Raw genomic sequence first — 22170 nt, forward strand, 5'->3', positions numbered from 1 at the left:
GACAGCGGCATAGTGGGGGCCTGCACTCCACTCCTCGAACTCCCAGGGGGACGAACGACATGCGACCGAACCGACCGGTCACCGCGATTCTGTGCGCGGCCACGCTCGCGCTGACCGCGGCTGCCTGCGGCCCCGGCGACGGGGAGGCCGGCGGCGACGCCAAGCCGACCGTGGCTGCGAGCCTGCCGAGCCAGGACGGGGGGATAACCATCCCCGACCAGCTCAAGGACAAGCTCAAAGAGCACGGATTCGACATGGAGAAGTGGAAGGGGGGTGAGTGGAAGAACTGGAAGAGGGAGGACTGGCTCCGCGAGGCGGGCGACTACATCAACCCGGTCATCGAGGGCCTGTGGGACCCGGACCGCATGCGTGACGCCGAGCAGCCGCAGCGCCCGTCGGTCGACCCCGACGCGGGCAAGGACCAGGGTGTCACCGACCCGACCCCGGTACCGGTGACGGCCAAGGTGGCCAATCCGCCTTACCACACGAACATTCCGGCGTCCGGCAAGGTGTTCTTCGACGGCCCCGAGGGCTCGATGGTCTGCTCTGCGACCGTCGTCAAGGACCCGGCCCACCCCGGCAAGTCGAACATGGTCTGGACCGCGGGCCACTGCGTGCACGCGGGCAAGGCCGGCGGCTGGTACCGCAACATCGCCTTCGTCCCGTCCTACAACAACGCGGGCAAGCCGGCGGCTCAGCTCAAGGGCGCGCCCCGCGAGCAGGTGGCCCCGTACGGCGTCTGGTGGAGCGACTGGGCGCAGACCTCCGACCAGTGGATCGCGAGCGGCGGCCCGACCGGTGGCGCGGGTGCCCCGTACGACTTCGCGGTGCTGCACGTGGCGCCCGAGAAGGGCAGCACCAAGTCCCTGGAGGAGACGGTCGGTTCGGCGCTCCCCGTCGAGTTCGGCGCTCAGTCCGTGCCGAAGGTCGCGAGCATCACGGCGACGGGCTACCCGGCGGCGGCTCCGTTCGACGGCCAGCGGGCCTTCCAGTGCACGGACAAGCCGGGCCGGCTGTCCCTGAACGCGAACGACCCCGTGATGTACCGCATCGGCTGCACCATGACCGGCGGCTCCTCCGGCGGTGGCTGGGTCGCGGCGGGCGCCGACGGCAAGCCGGCGCTGGTGTCGAACACGTCGATCGGCCCGGCCAAGGCGGGTTGGCTGGCTGGACCCCGGCTGGGGCCTGAGGCGAAGGGCATCTTCGACGCCGTCAGCCGCAAATTCAAGTAGGGCACAAGTACTGACATGACGGCTGAGGCCCCCTGCGTCGCAGGGGGCCTCAGCCGTTGCTTCGTCGAGCCGTCGAGCCGTCAAGCCGTCAGACGGTCAGGCGCGCTCAGTGCTTCGCGAGCGCGTACGGCGCCAGGTCCGCAGCCAGTTCCTGGTGGACCCGCGCCTTGAGCAGGGTGCCGTCCGGGGTGTGCTCCTCGGAGATCACCTCGCCCTCGGCGTGCGCCTTGGCGACCAGCGAGCCGCGCGTGTACGGCACCATGGCCTCCACCTCGACCTCGGGCCGCGGCAGCTCGGAGTCGATGAGCGCGAGGAGCTCCTCGATGCCCAGGCCCGTCCGCGCCGAGACGGCGATGGAGTGCCGCTCGATCCGCAGCAGCCGCTGCAGCACGAGCGGATCCGCGGCGTCCGCCTTGTTGATCACGACGATCTCGGGCACGTTCACCGCGCCGACCTCGCGGATCACCTCGCGCACCGCCGCCAGCTGCTCCTCCGGCGCCGGGTGCGAACCGTCCACGATGTGCAGGATCAGGTCGGAGTCCCCGACCTCCTCCATCGTGGAGCGGAAGGCCTCGACCAGGTGGTGGGGCAGGTGCCGGACGAAGCCGACCGTGTCGGCCAGGGTGTAGACCCGGCCGCTCGGCGTCTCGGCCCGGCGCACGGTCGGGTCGAGGGTGGCGAACAGCGCGTTCTCCACCAGTACGCCCGCGCCCGTCAGGCGGTTGAGCAGCGAGGACTTGCCCGCGTTGGTGTAACCGGCGATGGCGACCGAGGGCACCTTGTTGCGGCGCCGTTCCTGCCGCTTGATGTCCCGGCCGGTCTTCATCTCCGCGATCTCCCGGCGCATCTTCGCCATCTTCTCGCGGATCCGCCGCCGGTCGGTCTCGATCTTGGTCTCACCGGGGCCTCGGGTGGCCATGCCGCCACCGCCGCCGCCACCCATCTGCCGGGACAGCGACGCACCCCAGCCACGCAGGCGCGGCAGCATGTACTGCATCTGCGCGAGCGCGACCTGCGCCTTGCCCTCTCGGGACTTGGCGTGCTGGGCGAAGATGTCGAGGATCAGGGCGGTCCGGTCGACCACCTTGACCTTGACGACGTCTTCGAGCGCGATGAGCTGGCCGGGGCTGAGCTCGCCGTCGCACACGACGGTGTCGGCGCCGCTCTCCATGACGATGTCACGCAGTTCGCGCGCCTTGCCCGAGCCGATGAAGGTGGCCGGGTCCGGCTTGTCACGGCGCTGGATCACGCCGTCGAGTACGAGGGCACCCGCCGTCTCGGCGAGGGCGGCGAGCTCCGCGAGGGAGTTCTCCGCGTCGTTCACCGTGCCGGAGGTCCAGACCCCGACCAGTACGACGCGCTCCAGGCGCAGCTGCCGGTACTCGACCTCGGTGACGTCTTCGAGCTCGGTGGAGAGGCCGGCCACGCGGCGCAGCGCTGCGCGCTCCGAGCGCTCGAACTGCTCGCCGTCCCGGTCTCCGTCGATCTCGTGGCTCCAGGCGACGTCCTCTTCCATCAGGGCATCGGCCCGAAGGCTCTCGGTGTAGCTCTGCGAGTCCCGCACGTCCTGTGCGTCCCGCGCGTCCTGGGAAGGGGAAGAGGAGGTCATTGGATCCTTACGTCGATTCGAATAGCCGTGTCACGTTAGCTGGCACGTGGCACGTTATCTGTCACGTCCAACGTGTCACACCGCCGGGGGATTCCCCGTGCGGCCCCGTCGATGGTGACATGCCCGTTCCTCGCCGGTCACACCCTTTTATCGGGCGCTCCCGCCCGGCGCGGCCTTCCCGGAGGCCGTCTTTCCGCTCCACTCCGGGTGCCCGGGCATCGGCGGGGTGGTGGTCCCGTACAGCCAGGGCTCCAGGAAGGCCTGAAGGTCGCGCCCCGCCTCCTGCGAGGCCAGGCGTACGAAGTCGGCCGTCCCCGCGATCCCGTCCCGGTTCTCTGTGACCCAGCGCCGCTCGATCCGCTCGAAGGCCTCGGTGCCGATCTCCTGCCGCAGGGCGTAGAGGATCAGTGCGGCCCCGTCGTAGACCACCGGCCGGAACAGTCCGATCTTCTCGCCGGGTGCGGCGGCCTTCGGGGCGGCCGGCGGGCCGCCCGCCGCCCGCCACTGGTCGGAGCGCTGGTACGCCTCGCGCATGCGCCGCTCCAGGGAGTACTTGCCCAGCCCGTCGGCGTACAGGGCCTCGTACCAGGTGGCGTGTCCCTCGTTGAGCCACAGGTCGGACCAGGTCCGCGGGGTGACGCTGTCACCGAACCACTGGTGGGCGAGCTCGTGGACCATCACGGACTCGACGTACCAGTCGGGGTAGCCCTCACCGGCGAACAGGCTGCTCTCGAAGAGCGAGAGGGTCTGCGTCTCCAGCTCGAAGCCGGTCGTGGCCCGGGCGATCAGTACCCCGTAGTTCTCGAAGGGGTAGCGGCCGACCCGCTCCTCCATCCACGCGATGTGGCCCGAGGTCTTCTTCAGCCAGGGGTCGAGCCGCTCCCGGTCCTTGGCGGGTACCACGTCGCGCAGCGGCAGCCCGTGCGGTCCGGTGCCGTGCACGACGGCGGAGCGGCCCACCGAGACCTGGGCCAGCTCGGTGGCCATCGGGTGCCGGGTCCGGTACGTCCAGGTCGTCGTGGGGCCGAGCCGCAGGGCGGGGGCCACCGGCTCCCCGTTGGCGACGGCGGTGAGACCCTGCGGGGCGGTGATCCGGAAGGTGAAGAAGGCCTTGTCGGCGGGGTGGTCGTTGCAGGGGAAGACGCGGTGCGCGGCGTCCGCCTGGTTGGCCATGGCCAGGCCGTCCTCGGTGGGCACCCAGCCGCCGTCGCCGCGGCCGCGCGGGTCGCTGGTGTGCCGGATCGTGATGTGCAGCGGCATGTTGTCCGCCACCGGGCGGGCGGGGGTCAGGACCAGGTCCTCCGCCACGCTCTCGAACCGCGCCGGCTCCCCGTTGACCTCGGCGGACGCCACCTTGCCGTGGGTGAAGTCCAGGTTGATGAGCTCCAGCCGCTCCAGGGCGCGGGCGTCGATGACGGTGACCGCGTCGAGCGGGCTCAGGTTGTCCTTGTAGGCGAGGGACAGGTCGTACGAGAGCACGTCGTACCCGGGGTTGCCGAGCTCCGGGAAGAGCCGGTCCCCGATGCCCAGCGGCTTCGGTGGGGGCAGGACGGCGGCGACGAGGGTGAGGGAGGCCGCGGCGAGCAGGGCGGCGCGCAGGCGCGGGGAGGAGAGCTGCATCCACCACCGCTTACCAGCGCCCGCCACACGGCCGCGTACGGCGCGCGACGGTTCCACCCGAACGGGACCTTCCGGAGCCGTCCCGGCCTACGTCGGCACCCGGCAGGCGTCGGCCTAGACCCGGCTGACGTCGTACACGCCCGGCACGTCCCGCATCGCCCGCATCAGCGCGGGCAGCCCGGCCGCGTCGGGCAGCTGCAGGGTGTAGCTGTGCCGCACCCGCTGCTCGACCGGCGGTTCCACGGTCGCGGAGACCACCTCGACGCCTTCGCGGGCGATGGCCTCGGTCAGATCGGCCAGCAGATGCGGGCGGCCGAACGATTCAGCGAGCAGGGTGACCCGGCAGTCCGCCGTGGCCCGCCAGTGCACGGCGACGGACGTGCGCCCCACGGCGCGCATCTGCGCCACCGCCGCGCAGTGGATGCGGTGGACGGTGACGGCGCCGCCCCGGACCAGGAAGCCGGCGACGGCGTCCGGCGGCACCGGGGTGCAGCACCCGGCCAGCCGCACGGTGGCGTCGGGCAGATCGGCGACCGCGTTGCCCCCGCCGCCGCGGGCTCCGACCACCGACAGCGGCGCCCGGGCGGCCGAGGTCGTGGACATGGCCCGGTCGGGGTGGGCTTCGAGCCAACTGCTGATGGCGATCCGGGCGGCGGGGGTCCGCGCGTGGTCCAGCCACTCGGCGGCGGGTCCGGAGGAGGCGTCCTGGGCGAGCAGCAGCTGAACGGTGTCCCCGTCGGACAGCGGGGAGGACAGGGAGGTGAGGCGCCCGTTGACGCGGGCGCCGATACAGCCGTGGGCCGCCTCGCCGTGCTGCGCGTAGGCGGCGTCGATACAGCTGGCCCCGGCCGGCAGGCCCAGGGTGCCCCCGTCGGCCCGGAACACGGTGATCTCCCGGTCCTGCGCCAGCTCGGCCCGGAGCACGGTCCAGAAGGTGTCGGGGTCGGGCGCGGACTGCTGCCAGTCGAGCAGCCGGGACAGCCAGCCGGGCCGCGTGGGGTCCACGCGCTCCTCGTCCGGGTCGGCGGCGGCGTCGGGCGTGGCGGTGGCGTACGGGTTGCCGAGGGCGACCACGCCGGCCTCGGCGACGCGGTGCATCTGCCGGGTCCGCACGATGACCTCGGCCACGTAGCCCTCGGGGGTGGCGACGGCGGTGTGCAGCGACTGGTAGAGGTTGAACTTCGGGGCGGCGATGAAGTCCTTGAACTCGGAGACGACCGGGGTGAAGCAGGTGTGCAGCTCGCCGAGCACGGCGTAGCAGTCGGCGTTCTCGCCGACGAGGACGAGGACGCGGCCGAAGTCGGAGCCGCGCAGTTCGCCGCGGGTGCGGGCGATGCGGTGAACGGATACGAAGTGCCTCGGGCGTACCTGTACTTCGGCGGCGATGCCGGCGTCGCGCAGGACGCCGCGTACGGAGTCGGCGATGGCGGGCAGCGGGTCGCGTTCCCCGGCGTGGGCGGCGATGAGCGCGCGGGTGCTCTCGTACTCCTCGGGGTGCAGGATCGCGAAGACGAGGTCTTCCAGCTCGGTCTTGAGTGCCTGGACGCCGAGCCGTTCGGCGAGCGGGATGAGGACGTCGCGGGTGACCTTGGCGATGCGGGCCTGCTTCTCGGGGCGCATCACGCCCAGGGTGCGCATGTTGTGCAGCCGGTCGGCGAGTTTGATGGACATGACGCGGACGTCGTTGCCGGTGGCGACGAGCATCTTGCGGAAGGTCTCGGGTTCGGCGGCGGCGCCGTAGTCGATCTTCTCCACCTTGGTGACGCCGTCGACGATGAAGCACACCTCGTCGCCGAACTCGGCCCGGACCTGATCGAGGGTCACATCGGTGTCCTCGACGGTGTCGTGGAGCAGAGAGGCCGTCAAGGTCGTGGTCTCCGCGCCGAGTTCGGCGAGAATCAGGGTAACGGCGAGCGGATGTGTGATGTACGGCTCACCACTTTTTCGCATCTGGCCGCGGTGCGAGGTCTCCGCGAGGAGATACGCACGGCGCAGAATGGACAAATCGGCGTCCGGATGGTGGGCGCGATGCGCCTCGGCGACATGGCCGATCGCGTCCGGAAGCCGGTCTCGTGACGTCGGCCCGAGCAGGGCCGCACGCCCGAGCCGGCGCAGATCGAGCCTGGTCCGCCCCCGTCTGCGGAGCTCAGGGCGCGCTTCGGGGTGTGCTTCGGGGTTCGTGGCCTCTGCACTCATGGGCACCTCCGGCGGCTTCGACCGGCGGTGGCGGGCATGGGGTGAGCCCTCAGGGCCGGTGCCTGATGTTACCGACCCCACCACGTGGCGCAGTCCACCTCTCGCTCAGCGTGAAACGGATCACCCATTAGAGGGAAGCTTCAGGCGAAAGCCGTTTCGGTGAGCCAGGCCTCGTCGAACTCTCCCGAAGCCACGATCACGGCCGGTCCGGTCATGTCGATCTGCCCGTCGGGGTGTTCGGTGATGATCAGGGTTCCGCCGGGCAGGTCGACGGTGTACGCGACCGCGTCCCCGGTGGTGGCCGGGTCCGCCCCGTCGCGGCGGATGGCCGCCACTGCCACGGCGCAGGCGCCGGTGCCGCAGGAGCGGGTCTCGCCGGAGCCGCGCTCGTGGACGCGCATGGCGACGTGCCGGGGGCCGCGGTCGACGACGAACTCGACGTTGACCCCGGTCGGGTAGGCGGACGCCGGGCTGAACGGCGGGGCGGTGTAGAGGGTCCCGGCGTCGTCGAGGCTGTCGACGAAGGCCACGGCGTGCGGGTTCCCCATGTTCACGTTGCGCGCGGGCCAGCTCCGCTCCCCGACGCTGACCGTGACCTCGCCCTCGGGCAGCCGGGCCCGGCCCATGGAGACGGTGACGTCGCCGCCCTTGTCGAGGTGCACGCGCTTGACGCCGCCGCGGGTGGCGACGGCGAGGTCGCCGGGCTCGACGTGTCCGGCGTACTGGAGGTAGCGGGCGAAGACGCGCACGCCGTTGCCGCACATCTCGGCGATGGAGCCGTCGCTGTTGCGGTAGTCCATGAACCACTCGGCCTCGTCGGCCAGGTGCGCGGCCTCCGGGTGCGCGGCGGAGCGGACGACGTGCAGCACCCCGTCGCCCCCGATCCCCGCGCGCCGGTCGCACAGCTTCACGACGGCGGAGGCGGGCAGCTCGATGGCGTTGTCCGGGTCCGGGACGATCACGAAGTCGTTCTCGGTGCCGTGGCCCTTGAGAAAGGAGAGGGTGGTCTGCGTCACCCGCCCATGGTACCGAGCCCCAGCTCAGAGGTGCCGGAGCGTCCGAGGGGCGGAATCGGAACAGGGACCGGACGGGGGACTGGACGGGCGACGGACGGGGGACTGCGCGGGGCCGTACGAGGAACCGGACGGCCGCGGTCAGCGGAGCCGGGCGACCCGGTACACGGCGAGGCCTACGACGGCGAGCGCGACGACGGCGTACAGCGCGGCCATGCGCCAGTCCGGCCGGCGGCCGCTCCCCCGGGCCGGGAGACCGGGCCACGTGTAGCCGACCCGTCGGGCGGCCATCATTCCCCAGCCTCCGGCGCAGCAGCTGATCAGGAAGCCGAGCATGGCGACCACGGCTCCGCCGTCGCCGAACTCGAAGGCGAGCGGGAAGGCGAACATCAGCGAACCGGTGGCGGCGAGCATCGCGATGGGGGCGATCTGCCACAGGCGCAGGCGGCGCTGCGGGCGCAGTTCGACCTCGAACTCGGGTCCGGCGGCGGCCTCGGCCTCGGCGGAGTCCGGGGCGTCCGGGCCGTCCGGGGTCAGGCGCGCCGGATCGGCGGGCAGCCCGAGCCCCGCGGGCCCGTCCGTCCCGTCCAGAAGCATCGGATCCGCTTCCCTCCGGGTGTCGTCCCGCCCGGTGTCACGAGGGCCGGCCTCCATCGCCACGCGCCCTCCCCACTCGGACTCAGTACGCCGCCGTTCATCGCAGGTGATCGCACCCGCTGGAGTTTGATGATGGCACGCCCCCGGCCCCGCTACTGGCGCGTGAGGCGTCCCGATGCCATCACGTGATCAGGCTGTGACCGCTCGTTCGACCAACGACTGCGCGAGTCCGGGGAGTTCCCCCCGGTCGGCGGCGGCCCCGCTGAGCCAGTGCACGCGCGGGTCGCGGCGGAACCAGGAGTCCTGGCGGCGGGCGAACCGCTTGGTCGCCCGGACGGTCTCGGCCCGTGCCTCGTCCTCGGTGCACTCACCGGCGAGGGCGGCCAGGACCTGCTGGTAGCCGAGCGCCCTGGAGGCGGTGATTCCGTCGCGCAGCCCGCGGGCCTCCAGTGCGCGGACCTCGTCCACGAGCCCGGCCTCCCACATCCGGTCGACCCGCAGCGCGATCCGCTCGTCGAGCTCCGGCCGGGCCACGTCGACGCCGATCTGCACGGTGTCGTAGACCGACTCGTGGCCGGGCAGGTTGGCGGTGAAGGGGCGGCCGGTGATCTCGATCACCTCCAGCGCGCGGACGATGCGGCGGCCGTTGCTGGGCAGGATGGCCTGCGCTGCGGCCGGGTCGGCGGCGGCGAGCCGGGCGTGCAGGGCGCCGGGGCCGCGCAGCGTGACCTCTTCCTCCAGGCGGGCGCGGACCTCGGGGTCGGTGCCGGGGAACTCCATGACGTCCAGGGCGCCGCGGACGTAGAGGCCGGATCCGCCGACGAGGACGGGAGTGCGGCCCTCGGCGAGCAGTTTGTCGATCTCCAGGCGGGCCAGCCGCTGGTAGTCGGCGACGTTCGCGGTGTCGGTGACGTCCCAGATGTCGAGGAGGTGGTGCGGGACACCGCCGCGCTCCTCGGTCGTCAGTTTGGCGGTGCCGATGTCCATCCCCCGGTACAGCTGCATGGAGTCGGCGTTGACGACCTCGCCGTCGAAATGGCGGGCCAGGGCGACGCCCAGGTCGGACTTTCCTGCCGCGGTGGGACCTACGACGGCGATGACCCGCGGGGCGGTGGCTGCTTTCCTCACCGCCCCAGTCTCGCAGCCCCAGGTCAAGGCGCAGGCATGTACCCGATCGAGTGACGTGACGAGGTGCGGTCGGGGTCGTTGCCCTGGCGAGGTTCCGGCCGGGCGTACGCCCGGCGCAGGCCGGTCCGGTCGACGCGGAACTTCACTCACACGAGTAGCGTTACGGGAGTAGACATGGGCGTTTTTGATCGGTTTTTTCGTCGTAAGGAACAGGTTGTGACCGAGGAGGTCGCGACGGAGGACCTGACGGCGGAGTCCGCCGCGGCCGAGGAGGCCGAGCCTGCTGCCGAGAACTCTCCTGGGGCGGAAGCCGTGGAGATCCCGAAGCAGCAGTCGGCCCCCGTGGCCGCGGACAGCGAGGCCGGCGAGGGCGCCCGTACGTAGCGATCGCCAACGGAAGGTGACCCATGGGCCTGCTGGACAATCTGAAGGCCAAGCTCGCTCCGGCGAAGGACAAGGTCGGCGATCTCGCCCTGCAGCACGAGGGCAGGATCGGCGAGAGTCTGGACAAGGTCGCCAAGGCCGTGGACTCCAAGACCAAGGGCAAGTACAGCGGCCAGATCACGAGCGGGACGGGCAAGGCGAAGGACGCCCTGGGGAAGATCGCGCACAAGGACACCCCCGGCGGGCCGACACCGCCGGCCGCCTCCTGACGCGGTCCGGTGAAGGGGCGCGGGACCGGCTGATGCCGGTCCCGCGCCCCTTCACCGTTCCCTGGGCGCCACCCGTGCCCCCGGCGGCGCTGCGGCACGTACGCGGCCGGGAGCCGGTACGCGGCTACGACCAGGCGGCGACGAAGTACCCCACGCCGTAGGGCGCGTCCTCGTACAGCAGGCGCCCTTCCAGCCCGGCGCCCTCGGCGGCAGCGGCCAGCACCTGCCAGGGGGCCCGTCCGGCGGCCTGGAGTTCGGTCGCGAGAGCGGCGTCGATCCCGGCCAGCGCGGCCACGTCGGCGGTGCCCAGCGCGCGGGCGGCGGCCGCGTCGAAGGCGGCGGCGCGCTCGTCGAGGTAGCCGGGGGCTTTGAGGGTGCGGCAGGCGCTGCCGTCCCCGAGGACCAGCATGGCCACGCGTTCGGCGGCACCGCCCAGGTCCGCGCCGAGGAGTCCGCAGCCGCTCGGCGCGAGGTCCGCGGCGACGGCCACTCCGGCGACGGGCGCGGCCGCCCAGCGGGCCCGGCCGAGCAGCCAGCCGGCCACCGCGAGGGAAGGCGGCAGGGTGTCGCCGGTGGCGTGGCCGCTCGGCGGTTCGCCCGGGTCGGGGCCGAGGGTGACGGTCAGGTCCACGCCGAACCCGGCGAAGCTGCCGGGGGTGCCCTGGTCGTACGCGCCGCCCTCGGCGGCGGCTCCGATCACGACCAGCAGGTCGGGCCTGGACGCGGCGAGCACCGCCAGCGCGTCGGAGCAGGCGGCACGGGCGTCGCCGAGTTCGGCGGCGGCCCCCGCCGCGACCTCCGGCACGAGCAGCGGCGGGGCAGGACAGACGGCAGCGGCTACGAGCATGATCCGCAGCCTAGCCGGACGTCCTGGAGTGGTGGGAGGCGCGTCGCCGCGCCCCCCGCGGCAGGCCGGACCTCAGGACGAGGCGGGTACCGAGCAGCCGGACTCGACGGCCGGCAGGGGCGCCGGGACGCCCAGCTTCGGGATGCCGAGCATGACGCCCGCCGGCTGGGCGGGGGCGGCGTTGCGCTTCTCCCAGGCGTCGCCGGCCCGGGTACGGCGCACGGTCAGCGTCGGGCCCTCGGCCAGCAGGTGGTGCGGGGCCGCGTAGGTGATGTCCACGGTGACCACGTCGCCCGGGCGGACCTCCGCCTCCGGCTTCGTGAAGTGGACCAGGCGGTTGTCGGGGGCGCGGCCGGAGAGGCGGTGCGTGGCGCCGTCCTTGCGGCCCTCGCCCTCCGCGACCATGACCTCCAGCCTGCGGCCGACCTGCTTCTTGTTCTCGTCCCAGGAGATCTCCTCCTGCAGGGCGACCAGGCGCATGTACCGCTCCTGGACGACCTCCTTGGGGATCTGCCCCTCCATGTCGGCCGCCGGGGTCCCGGGGCGCTTGGAGTACTGGAAGGTGAACGCGTTCGCGAAGCGGGCCTCGCGCACCGCGTGCATCGTCTGCTGGAAGTCCTCCTCCGTCTCACCGGGGAAGCCCACGATGATGTCGGTGGAGATCGCGGCGTGCGGGATCGCGGCGCGGACCTTCTCGATGATGCCGAGGAACCGCTCCTGCCGGTACGAGCGGCGCATCGCCTTCAGGATCGTGTCCGATCCGGACTGCATCGGCATGTGCAGCTGCGGCATGACGTTCGGGGTCTCGGCCATCGCCGCGATCACGTCGTCCGTGAAGTCGCGCGGGTGCGGGGAGGTGAAGCGGACCCGCTCCAGGCCCTCGATCTGGCCACAGGCGCGCAGCAGCTTGCTGAAGGCCTCGCGGTCGCCCAGGTCCGACCCGTACGCGTTCACGTTCTGGCCGAGCAGGGTGATCTCCGAGACGCCCTCGGCGACCAGGGCCTCCACCTCGGCGAGGATGTCGCCGGGACGGCGGTCCTCCTCCTTGCCGCGCAGGGCCGGGACGATGCAGAAGGTGCAGGTGTTGTTGCAGCCGACGGAGATCGAGACCCAGGCGGCGTACGCGGACTCGCGGCGGGTCGGGAGCGTGGAGGGGAAGGCCTCCAGCGACTCGGCGATCTCGACCTGCGCCTCCTCCTGGATGCGGGCGCGCTCCAGCAGCACGGGCAGCTTGCCGATGTTGTGCGTACCGAAGACGACGTCGACCCAGGGGGCCCGCTTGACGATCGTGTCGCGGTCCTTCTGCGCCAGGCAGCCGCCGACGGCGATCTGCATGCCGGGGCGCTTCGTCTTCATCGGGGCCAGCCGGCCGAGGTTGCCGTACAGCTTGTTGTCGGCGTTCTCGCGGACCGCGCAGGTGTTGAAGACCACGACGTCGGCGTCACCGTCGGCGCCCTCGGGCGCCCGGACGTAGCCGGCGTCCTCCAGCAGACCGGAGAGCCGCTCCGAGTCGTGCACGTTCATCTGGCACCCGTAGGTGCGCACCTCGTAGCTTCTTGGTACGGCTACCTCATGCTCGTGCTTCTCGTCCACTGCTCCACCCGGCTCCACGCTGCTCATGCAACAAGGGTAAGGGCGTGCTCCTGGGCGTTCAGTCGCGCGGCAAGATCAGGACCCGGGCACACGAGGAGCTGTGTGTGCGTGCCCTTGCGAGCGGCACCGCCACGACCAGCCTTCTTACGGTAGGCAGCAACCAGCGTGAAGGCTCCTTCCATGAGCAGGCGCCTACGTCCGTCCCAGCCGAGTCGGGCCCACCGCTCCGCGTTTCTCAAGCTGCGCCATGGATTCCGCGTGCTCTCCCATGGCCCTGAGCACGACGTCCATGGCCGGGTCGGCCGGGACCATGCCGAGCCGCTTGCGCTTCACCTGCCGTAGGTGGAGCTTGCCGCCGCAGTCGCAGTACGCCACGTCAAGGAGCGGGGCCGACTCGGACCGGCATGCCGTCGTCGCAGTAGACAATCTCCCGGTTGTGGGACATGCGTCCCCGGATCGTCGGAGAAGTGACGATGTTCCGCAGCGTCTCGGGGCACCACTCGGCGCGAATCTCCGGCACCGGCTTCTCCGGCTACTGATCAGTCGACGCGCACAGCAGAGGGGCCCTGGTGGAGACAGCCGCCGGGGCCCCGTTCCGTACCCGCACCCCTCGGGACCAACGCCCTTGCCGGCCGCAGGACCAAAGTCCCACCGCGGAGGTCCCTGCCCCGCCCTCGACAACGGCTCGCGCGTCATCAAGGTGGGCAAACCCAAGGGCAGCTCGTACGGTTCCTCGGGGAGTAGCCGCTAGCGACGCCGCCGCACCTGCCACATGTTCTTGTGGGCCTCCATGATGGCCGCGCGGTCGCAGGGCTTCGTGTCGCGCATGACCTCGCGGAACGTGTAGAGCTTGGCGAGCATCGTCATGCCGAACATGACCAGGCCGGCCAGGCTGGGCGGGACGACGGGGTTGTTGAGCGCCAGCTCGACGATCGTCGGGTTCATCAGGTCCTCTTTCAGCGGGCAGTGGCTAGCGCCTTCGTAGAGAGGCGGCCCCGCTGAGGGACGCGCCGACCTCAACGAAGACAGGTGTGAGTTCCCTGTCAAACACGGCGCCCGCTAGACCGTGCCTCCGTCGGGACGTCCTTTGTCCTCTGGAGTATTCGTTGAGATCGGTAAGTAGAACTCCGAAACTCAAATGATGCTAGAACTGCATAGCGAGCCCCCTGGCGAGGTACATATCCCTAGCGCCAAAGGCTGAACCGGGTCAGTGCATTCCCGGTCAGACGATTTCCTTGCGGATACCGTCTTGGATCGGCGGACAACTGCGCCTGCCGATCGATGTGTATGTGTGTTTGTAGGTGACACAAGGCGACTCGGGCTGGCAAGCCCTATCGCTCCGCGCCGGGTTAGGGCACGTCGTCTGCAATGACGGTAGCCCAACCTTCGCAGCATCAGCAAACACCAAGGTCAGAAAGGAGATTGAAGATCCACGGCAGTGAACATCCCGACTGGTAGACCTACTTCGTCGGCATCGCTGAGGCGGTGTCAGCCCGCGGCGACTGCATCCGGTCCCACATCGGGGCCGTCCTCGTCCACCCCGACCGGCGCATGGCCGCGACCGGCTTCAACGGAGTGCCAGCCAGAGTGAGGCCCGCATCCAGGCAGGCATCCCCGGGGTCTCCGGGGATACCAGGCCCCTAAGAGGGCCTCTCCATACAGGACCTCTCGGTAAGCACCCCTACCCACAGCACCCCACCACTACAGCCAAGCGTCAGTGAATAACTGATTCAGCCTCTATCCACAACCACACACTCACTCATTAGCCACTCACTCAATCCGCGTGCACATGCGAGCCACACACACCCGCTCCATGTGTGCACCACACTGCACCGCTACATGTACGTACACACACATATAAGCGTGAGCGATTGAAGCGATGAGTTAGAACATAAAGCCTGAAAGCTTGCTGATCAGACGCAAACAAAAGCCTGCCCAAACACGAGTCGGCTACTTTCGGCTTGAGTAAAGGGTCATGGTCGGGCAGGTGGGGACCCCCGATTGATCAAGGGTTTTGGCCGGTACGCGATAGGCAGCGAAATCGTCCCGGGGTTACCAAAATGAAGGACGAGTGGTCCGGTGACGAACGAAGCCCCGGCTTCCCCTGAGAGGGAGGTCGGGGCCTTTTCCTGTGTCGAGTTGAAGGTTCCGCGGTGGAGCGGGCGGCCGGGTTGACCTGCGATGTTCTGAGAGAGGCGTTCTCAACTCGGACTAGGTACGGCCTACGGATCGTCGCACCGAGGCTTGATGTCAGACCGGATTGTTCGGTAGGTCGAGCCACGGAGTCTGGCCGTCAGGGCCCACGGTGAGCCCGAACCGGGTGAAGTCCGGGCGTCCCTGCTCCTCCCACCATCGGTAGGCGGCTTCCGTCTCGTCCCACAGCTTCCGGGGGCCGGACTGGACTACGAGGTACTCACTCGCCCCGGGTTCGTAGTCGACGGACGCCCACGACTGCCGGTCGTCGCCGTAGAACCACACGACGTAAGAGCCGTCCGTGTCGTGCTCCACAGACCAGAACGTTCCCGGTACCCGAAGGCTGATGGCGAACTGTTCGGCCCATCCGTCGATGCCCTCGGGTGAAAGCGTCGTGGTGCTCTTGACGCCGTCCCCGGGCCACTCCTGGCCTTTGAGGTAGGCGGCGTGGTCGGCACGGTCGGGACGCTGCTGCCGGAGCCGCATGAAAGCACTGGAGCGGGTGAAGTGTCCGGAAGCCGTGCCGTCCTCGCCCACGACAAGCCGGGCGATGGCTTCGCCCCCGTAGCCGGTGCCCCACGGGGCGATGGTGATCCCGCCGGTACGGGTCTGCTGAATCCACGCGTAGGGCACGTCCCCGACAGAGCACGTGGCCATGGCGCGATCGTACGGACCGCCGTCCGCCTGACCACGCCTGCCGTCTCCCACGATCACCAGCGGGGACAGTCCGGCATCTCGCAAGTTCCCGACGGCGGCCCCCTTGGCTACCTCAGGGCCGTACTCGATGGAGACGACGTTCTCGCAACCGAGACGGTGAGCCAGGAGACCCGCGTTCCAACCGGTCCCGGTACCGATCTCAAGGACCCTGTGCCCCTCCCTCACATCAAGGTCAGACAGCATCGAGAAGACCATGTGAGGCCGAGAGTTCGAGCTGGTAGGGGTAGTCCCTACGTCGTCGCCGGTGTGCTGTCCGTCGTCCCACTGAGTGGTGAGGGGGATGTCGGAGTACACGGCAGTGAGCCACGCGTCCGGGTCCGTGTCGCGGTCCACCAAAGCGCGCTGCCGGGTGCCTGACGCGATGCCCGGCCAGATGCGGGCCGGTACGAACATGTCCCGGGGGACCGCGTGGAAGGTGGACGACCAATCCCTCTGCAACGCGCCCGATGCAACGAGCGCGGAGGCGAGCCCCTGAGGGCCCGCCCCCTCTTCGCGCTTGGTCATATACCCCTACTTCTTTGCGGGGCCGGAGCCGTCCGAGGAGTTACCGCCGCTCCCCGTGTCCGTGCCGCCGCCGCCGTGTCCGCGCCCGGAGCTGCCGTCGTCCTGCTGGCTTCCGCCTTGGCCGTCTCCGGTACCGCCACCGTGCTTGGGCATATCGGTACTCCTTCACTCGTGAGGGTGTGGGGGCTCTCGCTTGCCAACCCGCCCTGGCGGGGCGGGAGTCTGTTGGGCCGTCCATCCCCGGGCAACGATCATGGCGACCGTTGCAACCCAGGCGATAGCGGCGGCAAGGGTCAGTAGTCGGGGGATGCGGGGGAGCTTCTCCCCGTCGTCGTCGGCCACTGGCTCACCCGCTGAACAATGGCGACGTCTTCGAAGGTGCGGCCGAACATCGCGTGATGCGGGCTGAGACCCGTGTGGCTCATGCCCTGCCGGTCAACAACGGCCAAGTCGTCGCTCGTTTCTGCTGTCCAGCCGCACCCCTCGTACAGACACTTCGCAGACACGACAGGCCGCTTCCGGGCAAGCGGGATGATTCGGTGATTCACGAACCGCATTACCGTTCGCATCAGGCACCAACCCTTCGCCTCATGTGCGGGTGGTTTCCGATCTCCTGGTTGATCTTGGATACCTCGCGCCACTCGCCCGCGTCAGCGGCCTCGTTCCGCTCCGCGTCCAGTGCCGTGCACACGCCGCACGAGGGGTCGTAGGCAGGCCACGTAGCCCTGTTGATGCAGGCGGGTGCACTCACGCGTGCCCCCGGGCGGCGTGGCGACGCATCAACACGTTCATGTCGCTGACGACCGTGCCCCGGCACGGCCCCTTGGCCAGCACGCGCACCTTGGCCCACTTCTGACAGCGCTCACAGTTGGCGGGAGGCTGTGGCCACGGGGGCATGAAGAGCTTTGCCACCTGCTGCTGTGCCGTCGTTGCCGCCATCACCGCGCCCTCCGCCGTTGTCTCAGTCCGGGGGAATCCTTCACCGGACTGCGGCGGTGGAGCGCGATCATGCGCGTCATGGACTAAAGATCATCGGAGGGCGGTCGCGCACCCACCGAGAAAGGCCCGTGCGTCGTCTCCGAAGAGGGCTCTGTCCTCAAGGTGCGAGAACTCCTCGAGGTGGCTCACCACATCCCGAGGGTCCCGGAAGACCATGACACCGGTGGACAGCTCAACTGTGGCGATGCGGTCGTCGTAGACCGTGAAGGTGTTGAGCGGAGCGGGACCGGTCGGGACCGTCATGGGGATCACTCCGAGCCGCACGTTCGGCAGGTGCGTAAGCGAGGCCAAGTGGTCGATCTGCACGGCGAGCGCGTCGGGGCCGACGAGGGGCCACCGGACTGCCTGCTCGGTGAGTATGAACGTGAAGCGCTTCGAGCGGTCGTACAGGACCTGTTGCCGCTCCAACTTCCTGGCGATGGTCTTCGAGTGATCTCCGGGGATGTGGGCGAGACTCGCCCGGATGTACTCCGGAGTCGAGAGCAGGCCCGTGACCATCGAGAGCAGGAAGAAGCGGAACTCTGACGACGATGCTTCGAGGCCGGCCAATTCAAGCTGCTTCTTGTCCAGGCCCTTGCGCCGCATGCCTCGGGCTCCCTGCCACTCCGTATTCGCGAGACGAGCCAGGGTCATGACCTGGGTGACCAGAGCGGGGGCCGCATCGCAGGCCCTCAGGAGTTGCTCTACGTCCACGAGGGACGGGCGGACCTTGCCGTTCTCGATCCGGCTGACCTTCGACTGAGACATGTTGCAGCGGGCAGCGGCCCGAGCCCCTGAGAGCCCGGACCGCTTGCGTACCGCTTTCAGCAGGGCCGCCAGCTCCTCGCCTGACTGGCCAAGCTCTTCTGGTTCGACACTCACCTCGCGGCGTACTCCAGGAACGGCACGGACGCGGCTACGGCGATGCGCTGGTATTCGATGAACGGGGCGGGGTCGCCCTCGTAGAGTTCGCGGCTGATCTGCTTGCCGTGCGCCTCGTAGTGCATGAGGACGATCGTGGAGCGGTCGAACATCCAGAAGTCTTCGACGTCCGCCAGCGGGTTCGGCCGGTCGGTCACGTCAAGGATGCGGATGTCTTCTCCGGCCGGGGCCTGGTGCTGGTAGTACCGCTCGAACTCGAACCGCAGGTAGTCGCTCAGCGGCTGCGTGAGGACGTGGACGCGCCCCACGTTCCGGGTGCGCACCATCTCCGTCCACGAGTCCTCGTACGGGCCGGGGAACCGAGCCCCCGCCTTGAAAGCTGCGAACTCTTCCGCTTCCTGCGGTACGAGGTACTGGGGCAGGGTCTCAAGCCGCCAGGCTTCCGTCTGGAACGTCTTGAACTTCGACGCCCAGTCTTCACCATCCAAGAGCACGGAATGCCTCCCTGAGTACCGCTTCGGGGATCTCTACGAGTCCCTCGCCGGCCGGCGGGGTGAAGGCTGCGGATACGTCGCCCTGGACGATGAACGTCCCGGATGCGGTCTGGTAGACGTTCGGGCAGTCGCCCTGCCCGCACTCACCGTTTCCGTTGCCCGTGAGCCGGGTCAGTTCCTCACGCGCCATGTGAAACCCCCTCGGTGCCAAGCCCCCGCCGGGCCTGATGACCATGACCGTACGGACGGATCGGCGAGGCCGTCCATGCGCGAACGCGACTATGCGCGTCTTCGCATAAACGCGTCTCCCGGCCTGCCATCGTCGTCGGGTCCCTGGAGTCGCCTGCGGGGTGGATCGGCGCTCTGCGCGGCGTGCAGCCGGCTTCCTGGGGCTTGGGGAGGCAGAAGACCCCCCGACCGGCCGTTGTGGCTGATCAGGGGGCTACCTGCGTTTCAAAATGACCAGAGGTCTAGGTGCGCACCTCGTAGCTTCGCTTCACGTCCACTGCCTGGCTCCGGTCGCTGCTGGTCATGCAACAAGGGTAGGCGGTACCCGGTGGCCCTCCGGTCCCCCGTTCGGCCGACCCGCCCGCAAGCCTCCGGGGCGGCTCCGCTCGGGAGCCCCCGGGCGGCCCGCGCCGTGACAGGACGGCGGACGGGTGGCAGGATCGCGGCCATGCCTCTCGTACCGCCCCGGATCAGCAGGCGCCACGCCCTGCGGGTCCTGGTGGCCGTACTCGCCGTACTCGGCGTCCTGACGTGGTGGCTGAAGCCCTTCGGGCAGCCGGAGCTGGAGGGCGAGCTGACCTTCAGCACGGGCGCGCGGACCGGGGTCTACCACCGGTACGGGCAGCTGCTGGAGCAGGCGCTCGCGCGGGACATGCCCGGGGTGGACGTACGGCTGGAGACCAGCGAGGGCTCGCAGGAGAACCTGAAGCGGCTGGCCAGCGGTGAGGCGGACTTCACCGTGGCGACAGCGGACGCGGTCGCCAAGTACCAGCTCGACAAGAAGCCCGGCGCGGACCGGCTCCAGGGCGTCGCACGGCTCTACGACGACTACGTGCAGCTGGTGGTCCCGGCCGGCTCCCCCGTGCAGTCGGCCCGGGACCTGCGCGGCAAGCGGGTCGCCATCGGCCAGCCGGGTTCCGGGGTGCGGCTGGTCTCGGAGCGGCTGCTGCGGGCGGCCGAGATCGATCCGGTACTGGACCTCACTCCGGTGTCCATAGGCATCGACACCATGCCGGGCGAGCTGGAGGCCGGCCGGATCGACGCGTTCTTCTGGTCGGGCGGCCTGCCGACGAACGCCGTGCGGGAGCTGTCGGAGCGTTTCGACATCCGGCTCGTGCAACTCGGCGACCTGGTGGAACCGCTGCAGGAGAGCGGCAGCCCGGCGCGCTACTACCGGACGGCGGTCATGCCGCAGGACGCCTACGCGCGGGCCCGCAACACCAGCGCCGTGTCGACCCTGGCCGTACCGAACCTGCTGGTGACCACCGAGAAGCAGGACCCCGAGCTCACCGAGCAGCTGACGCGGACCGTGATCCTCAGCCGCGACCTCGTCGGGCGCCAGGTGCACGCGGCGCAGCTCGTGGACCTGCGGACGGCGATCTACACCGACCCCCTGCAACTGCACGAGGGCGCGCGCCGCTACTACCGGTCCGTCAAGCCCTGAGGGCCCGGTGAGCCCCGGGGCCGGTCCGGACGCTCACGCGGAGGCCGGCGGTGCCGGCAGCAGCATGGTCGCCGCCGCGGCCGCGCCGATCAGGCCCGCGTGGGTGCCCAGCATCGCCGGCACCACCTGGATGTCCTGGGCGAAGGAGAGCGTGGCGTAGGCCGCGAGGTGGCTGCGGATCGGGGCGAAGAGCGTGTCTCCGGCGGCGGCCACTCCCCCGCCGATGACCGCGATGTCCGTCTCCACCAGGGTCGCCGTGGCCGCGATGGCGGCGGCCAGGGCGCGGCCCGCCCGGTCGAAGGCGGCCAGGGCGATCGGGTCTCCCTCGGCGGCGGCGGCCGCCACGCCCGCCGCCGTGGCATCGCGCTCACGCCCACCGCTCGCGCCGCTCGCGCCGTCCGGGGTGCCGGCCGGCGTCCAGCCCTGTTCCAGGGCCCAGCGGGCGATCGCCGTACCGGAGGCGATCGACTCGACGCACCCGTGGCCGCCGCAGGCGCACGGCTCGCCGTCGAAAGCCACACTGATGTGGCCGATGTGGCCGGCGTTGCCCGTGGGGCCGGGGTGGATCTGGTTGTTCAGGATCAGGCCGCCACCGACACCCGTGGAGACCACCATGCACAGTGCGTTCGCGTGGCCCCGGGCCGCACCCAGCCAGTGCTCGGCGGCGGTCATCGCCACCCCGTCACCGGCCAGCACGGTCGGCAGGTCGGCTCCGCGCGCCGCGAGTTCCGCCACGACCCGCTCCTGGACCGGGAACTCCCGCCACGCCCCGATGTTGACCGGGCTGACCGTGCCCCGGGAGGTGTCCACCGGGCCGGCGCTGCCGATCCCGCAGCGGACCGCCGAGGCCCACACCGGCGACTCGGAGAGGTCGGCGACGACCTCGGCGACCGCCGCCATGACACCGTCCGCGTCCGCCCCGCGCGGGGTCGGTCGGCGGGTGGTGGCCGTCATCGTGCCGTCGGGGTGCACCAGCGCACCGGCGATCTTCGTACCGCCGATGTCGATCGCCACCGTCGGGCCGGAGGCCGCTGCGGCGGCCCGCGGTGCGGGGTACGGGACGCTGGGAATGATCACGGTGGCGACTCCAGGAGGGTTTCAGGATTAAGTATGCGCCGGGGGTGGCGCCGTGCTCTCGCGCGGCTCCAGCCGCGGCCGCTCGCTGATCCGCACCCCGGGCGGGCCGCCCGCGAGGACGGCCAGGAGTTCCTCGGCGGCCAGTCGGCCGAAGCCGGCGGTGTCCCGTACGAGAGCGGTGAGCCGGGGATGGGTGACCCGGCAGAGCGCGGAGTCGTCCCAGGCCACGATCGAGAGCCGGCCCGGGACGGGGATGCCCAGCCCGGCGGCGACCGCGCTTCCGGCGACGGCCATCACGTCGTTGTCGTAGACGAGCGCCGTGGGCGGATCCGGCTCGGCGAGGACCCGTCGGGTGGCCGCCGCTCCCTCGGCATCGGAGTAGTCCGTGACCACCGAGCGCACCTGGTCCGGTCCGAGGCCGCGCCGCCCGGCCTCGGCCCGCAGGGACTCCATCCGGCGGACCGTGTGGGCGAGGCCGGGCAGGCCGGCGACGTGGACGATCCGGCGGTGGCCGAGCCCGTACAGGTGCTCCAGGACCTGGGCCATGGCGCCGGCGTCGTCGGCCCGCACCGAGGACAGCGTCGAGGGGGCTGCGGGCGGGGCCGGGGCCGCGGCGCCGTCCGGGGACAGGGCCTCGCCGATGGTGACCGCGGGCAGGGCCAGTGCCTCCAGGAGCGCCGGCCTCGGGTCGCTCGTCCGCGGGTCGACGACCAGGACGCCGTCGACCCGCCGCTCGGCCCACCAGCGGCGGTAGACCGCGCATTCGGCGTCGATGTCCTCGACGACCTGGAACAGCAGGGCGGTCCGGGCCGTGGAGAGGACCTCCTGGATGCCGGAGACGAGCTGGAGGAAGAAGGACTCGACGCCGAGCGTGTGCGCGGGCCGGGCGAGGACCAGGCCGACGGCTCCGGAGCGTTCGCCGGACAGGGCGCGGGCTGCGCTGTTGGGCTGCCAGCCCAGCTCCTCCGCGACGCGGCGGATCCGGGCCCGGGTGTCCTGCGAGACGCCCGGCCGGTCGTTGAGCGCGAAGGAGACGGCGCTCTCCGACACTCCGGCCTGCCGGGCGATGTCCTTGATCGTGGGTCTGCGGGCCATGGCCTGCCTCATTCGTCCTTCGGGTGCGTCACACGTGGCGGAATACGGATGGCGATGGCCGGACCGTACG

Annotated in this window: 22 protein-coding genes and 1 pseudogene; 4 read left to right on the forward strand and 19 right to left on the reverse strand. The window is 70.6% G+C overall.

Going from position 1 to position 22170, the window contains the following annotated elements; all coding sequences use genetic code 11:
* The first annotated feature begins 59 nt into the window (after window positions 1-59).
* On the forward strand, window positions 60-1232 hold the full coding sequence (locus Sspor_RS13680) for a trypsin-like serine peptidase (protein WP_202199393.1): 1173 nt from the start codon (window positions 60-62) through the stop codon (window positions 1230-1232).
* Between the two features lie 106 nt (window positions 1233-1338).
* Here the strand turns inward: Sspor_RS13680 and hflX are convergent, their stop codons facing one another.
* The 6 genes from hflX to miaA all read right to left on the reverse strand — a co-directional run bounded on the left by hflX (window position 1339) and on the right by miaA (window position 9395).
* The gene (gene hflX / locus Sspor_RS13685; RefSeq protein ID WP_202199394.1) at window positions 1339-2841 is read right to left on the reverse strand and encodes a GTPase HflX; all 1503 of its coding nucleotides are present in this window, start codon (window positions 2839-2841) and stop codon (window positions 1339-1341) included.
* A 147-nt stretch (window positions 2842-2988) separates the two neighbouring features.
* Entirely contained in the window at window positions 2989-4461 is a 1473-nt protein-coding gene (locus tag Sspor_RS13690; RefSeq protein ID WP_202203645.1) for a M1 family metallopeptidase, read from the reverse strand.
* 114 nt (window positions 4462-4575) lie between these two features.
* Complete coding sequence (locus Sspor_RS13695) at window positions 4576-6657, reverse strand: RelA/SpoT family protein (protein ID WP_202199395.1); 2082 nt, start codon at window positions 6655-6657, stop codon at window positions 4576-4578.
* 140 nt (window positions 6658-6797) lie between these two features.
* Window positions 6798-7673 carry a diaminopimelate epimerase gene (gene dapF / locus Sspor_RS13700; RefSeq protein WP_202199396.1) on the reverse strand — a complete coding sequence of 292 codons (876 nt, stop codon included), beginning with the start codon at window positions 7671-7673 and terminating at the stop codon, window positions 6798-6800.
* A 138-nt stretch (window positions 7674-7811) separates the two neighbouring features.
* Window positions 7812-8324: a hypothetical protein gene (locus Sspor_RS13705; protein ID WP_202203646.1), complete on the reverse strand. Its 513-nt coding sequence runs from the start codon at window positions 8322-8324 to the stop codon at window positions 7812-7814.
* 132 nt (window positions 8325-8456) lie between these two features.
* Window positions 8457-9395, reverse strand: a complete 939-nt coding sequence (gene miaA / locus Sspor_RS13710) for a tRNA (adenosine(37)-N6)-dimethylallyltransferase MiaA (RefSeq protein WP_202199397.1) — start codon at window positions 9393-9395, stop codon at window positions 8457-8459.
* 216 nt (window positions 9396-9611) lie between these two features.
* Here miaA and Sspor_RS13715 point away from each other — a divergent pair, with 216 nt between their 5' ends.
* Window positions 9612-9779, forward strand: coding sequence for a gliding motility protein (locus Sspor_RS13715; RefSeq protein ID WP_308296077.1), 168 nt, complete (start codon window positions 9612-9614; stop codon window positions 9777-9779).
* 23 nt (window positions 9780-9802) lie between these two features.
* Entirely contained in the window at window positions 9803-10048 is a 246-nt protein-coding gene (locus Sspor_RS13720) for an antitoxin (RefSeq protein WP_202199399.1), read from the forward strand.
* Between the two features lie 124 nt (window positions 10049-10172).
* On the opposite strand, the gene Sspor_RS13725 is transcribed toward Sspor_RS13720, so the two are convergent.
* From Sspor_RS13725 to Sspor_RS13765, 11 genes and pseudogenes are all read right to left on the reverse strand, one after another.
* On the reverse strand, window positions 10173-10895 hold the full coding sequence (locus Sspor_RS13725; protein ID WP_202199400.1) for a class III extradiol ring-cleavage dioxygenase family protein: 723 nt from the start codon (window positions 10893-10895) through the stop codon (window positions 10173-10175).
* A gap of 72 nt (window positions 10896-10967) precedes the next feature.
* Complete coding sequence (gene miaB, locus Sspor_RS13730) at window positions 10968-12515, reverse strand: tRNA (N6-isopentenyl adenosine(37)-C2)-methylthiotransferase MiaB (RefSeq protein WP_202199401.1); 1548 nt, start codon at window positions 12513-12515, stop codon at window positions 10968-10970.
* Between the two features lie 165 nt (window positions 12516-12680).
* Window positions 12681-12914, reverse strand: coding sequence for a hypothetical protein (locus tag Sspor_RS13735; RefSeq protein ID WP_202199402.1), 234 nt, complete (start codon window positions 12912-12914; stop codon window positions 12681-12683).
* A 321-nt stretch (window positions 12915-13235) separates the two neighbouring features.
* Window positions 13236-13433 carry a hypothetical protein gene (locus Sspor_RS13740; RefSeq protein WP_202199403.1) on the reverse strand — a complete coding sequence of 66 codons (198 nt, stop codon included), beginning with the start codon at window positions 13431-13433 and terminating at the stop codon, window positions 13236-13238.
* Between the two features lie 1305 nt (window positions 13434-14738).
* Entirely contained in the window at window positions 14739-15902 is a 1164-nt protein-coding gene (locus tag Sspor_RS13745; protein ID WP_202199404.1) for a methyltransferase domain-containing protein, read from the reverse strand.
* Window positions 15903-15908: 6 nt separating this feature from the next.
* Window positions 15909-16055, reverse strand: coding sequence for a hypothetical protein (locus Sspor_RS13750; protein ID WP_202199405.1), 147 nt, complete (start codon window positions 16053-16055; stop codon window positions 15909-15911).
* A gap of 140 nt (window positions 16056-16195) precedes the next feature.
* Entirely contained in the window at window positions 16196-16471 is a 276-nt protein-coding gene (locus Sspor_RS41730) for a DUF7848 domain-containing protein (RefSeq protein WP_444546262.1), read from the reverse strand.
* Window positions 16472-16931: 460 nt separating this feature from the next.
* Window positions 16932-17486, reverse strand: a complete 555-nt coding sequence (locus tag Sspor_RS13755; RefSeq protein ID WP_308445574.1) for a DUF5753 domain-containing protein — start codon at window positions 17484-17486, stop codon at window positions 16932-16934.
* A gap of 117 nt (window positions 17487-17603) precedes the next feature.
* Window positions 17604-17762: pseudogene (locus tag Sspor_RS41330) on the reverse strand (helix-turn-helix domain-containing protein); the annotation flags it as partial.
* Window positions 17759-18256, reverse strand: a complete 498-nt coding sequence (locus Sspor_RS13760) for a DUF6879 family protein (protein ID WP_202199407.1) — start codon at window positions 18254-18256, stop codon at window positions 17759-17761. The gene Sspor_RS13760 and the pseudogene Sspor_RS41330, both read right to left, overlap by 4 nt.
* Window positions 18240-18446: a hypothetical protein gene (locus tag Sspor_RS13765; protein ID WP_202199408.1), complete on the reverse strand. Its 207-nt coding sequence runs from the start codon at window positions 18444-18446 to the stop codon at window positions 18240-18242. Before Sspor_RS13765 ends, Sspor_RS13760 begins: the two co-directional genes overlap by 17 nt.
* Window positions 18447-18932: 486 nt before the next feature.
* Here Sspor_RS13765 and Sspor_RS13770 point away from each other — a divergent pair, with 486 nt between their 5' ends.
* Window positions 18933-19928 (forward strand): TAXI family TRAP transporter solute-binding subunit, encoded by a 996-nt coding sequence (locus tag Sspor_RS13770; protein ID WP_202199409.1) that lies wholly within the window; start codon window positions 18933-18935, stop codon window positions 19926-19928.
* 33 nt (window positions 19929-19961) lie between these two features.
* On the opposite strand, the gene Sspor_RS13775 is transcribed toward Sspor_RS13770, so the two are convergent.
* Together Sspor_RS13775 and Sspor_RS13780 are read right to left on the reverse strand one after the other, a co-directional pair.
* Complete coding sequence (locus Sspor_RS13775; protein ID WP_237404305.1) at window positions 19962-20999, reverse strand: ROK family protein; 1038 nt, start codon at window positions 20997-20999, stop codon at window positions 19962-19964.
* Between the two features lie 33 nt (window positions 21000-21032).
* Window positions 21033-22100 carry a LacI family DNA-binding transcriptional regulator gene (locus tag Sspor_RS13780; protein ID WP_202199410.1) on the reverse strand — a complete coding sequence of 356 codons (1068 nt, stop codon included), beginning with the start codon at window positions 22098-22100 and terminating at the stop codon, window positions 21033-21035.
* Window positions 22101-22170: the final 70 nt, after the last annotated feature.

The organism is Streptomyces spororaveus (assembly GCF_016755875.1).
Taxonomy (GTDB): Bacteria; Actinomycetota; Actinomycetes; order Streptomycetales; family Streptomycetaceae; genus Streptomyces; species Streptomyces spororaveus.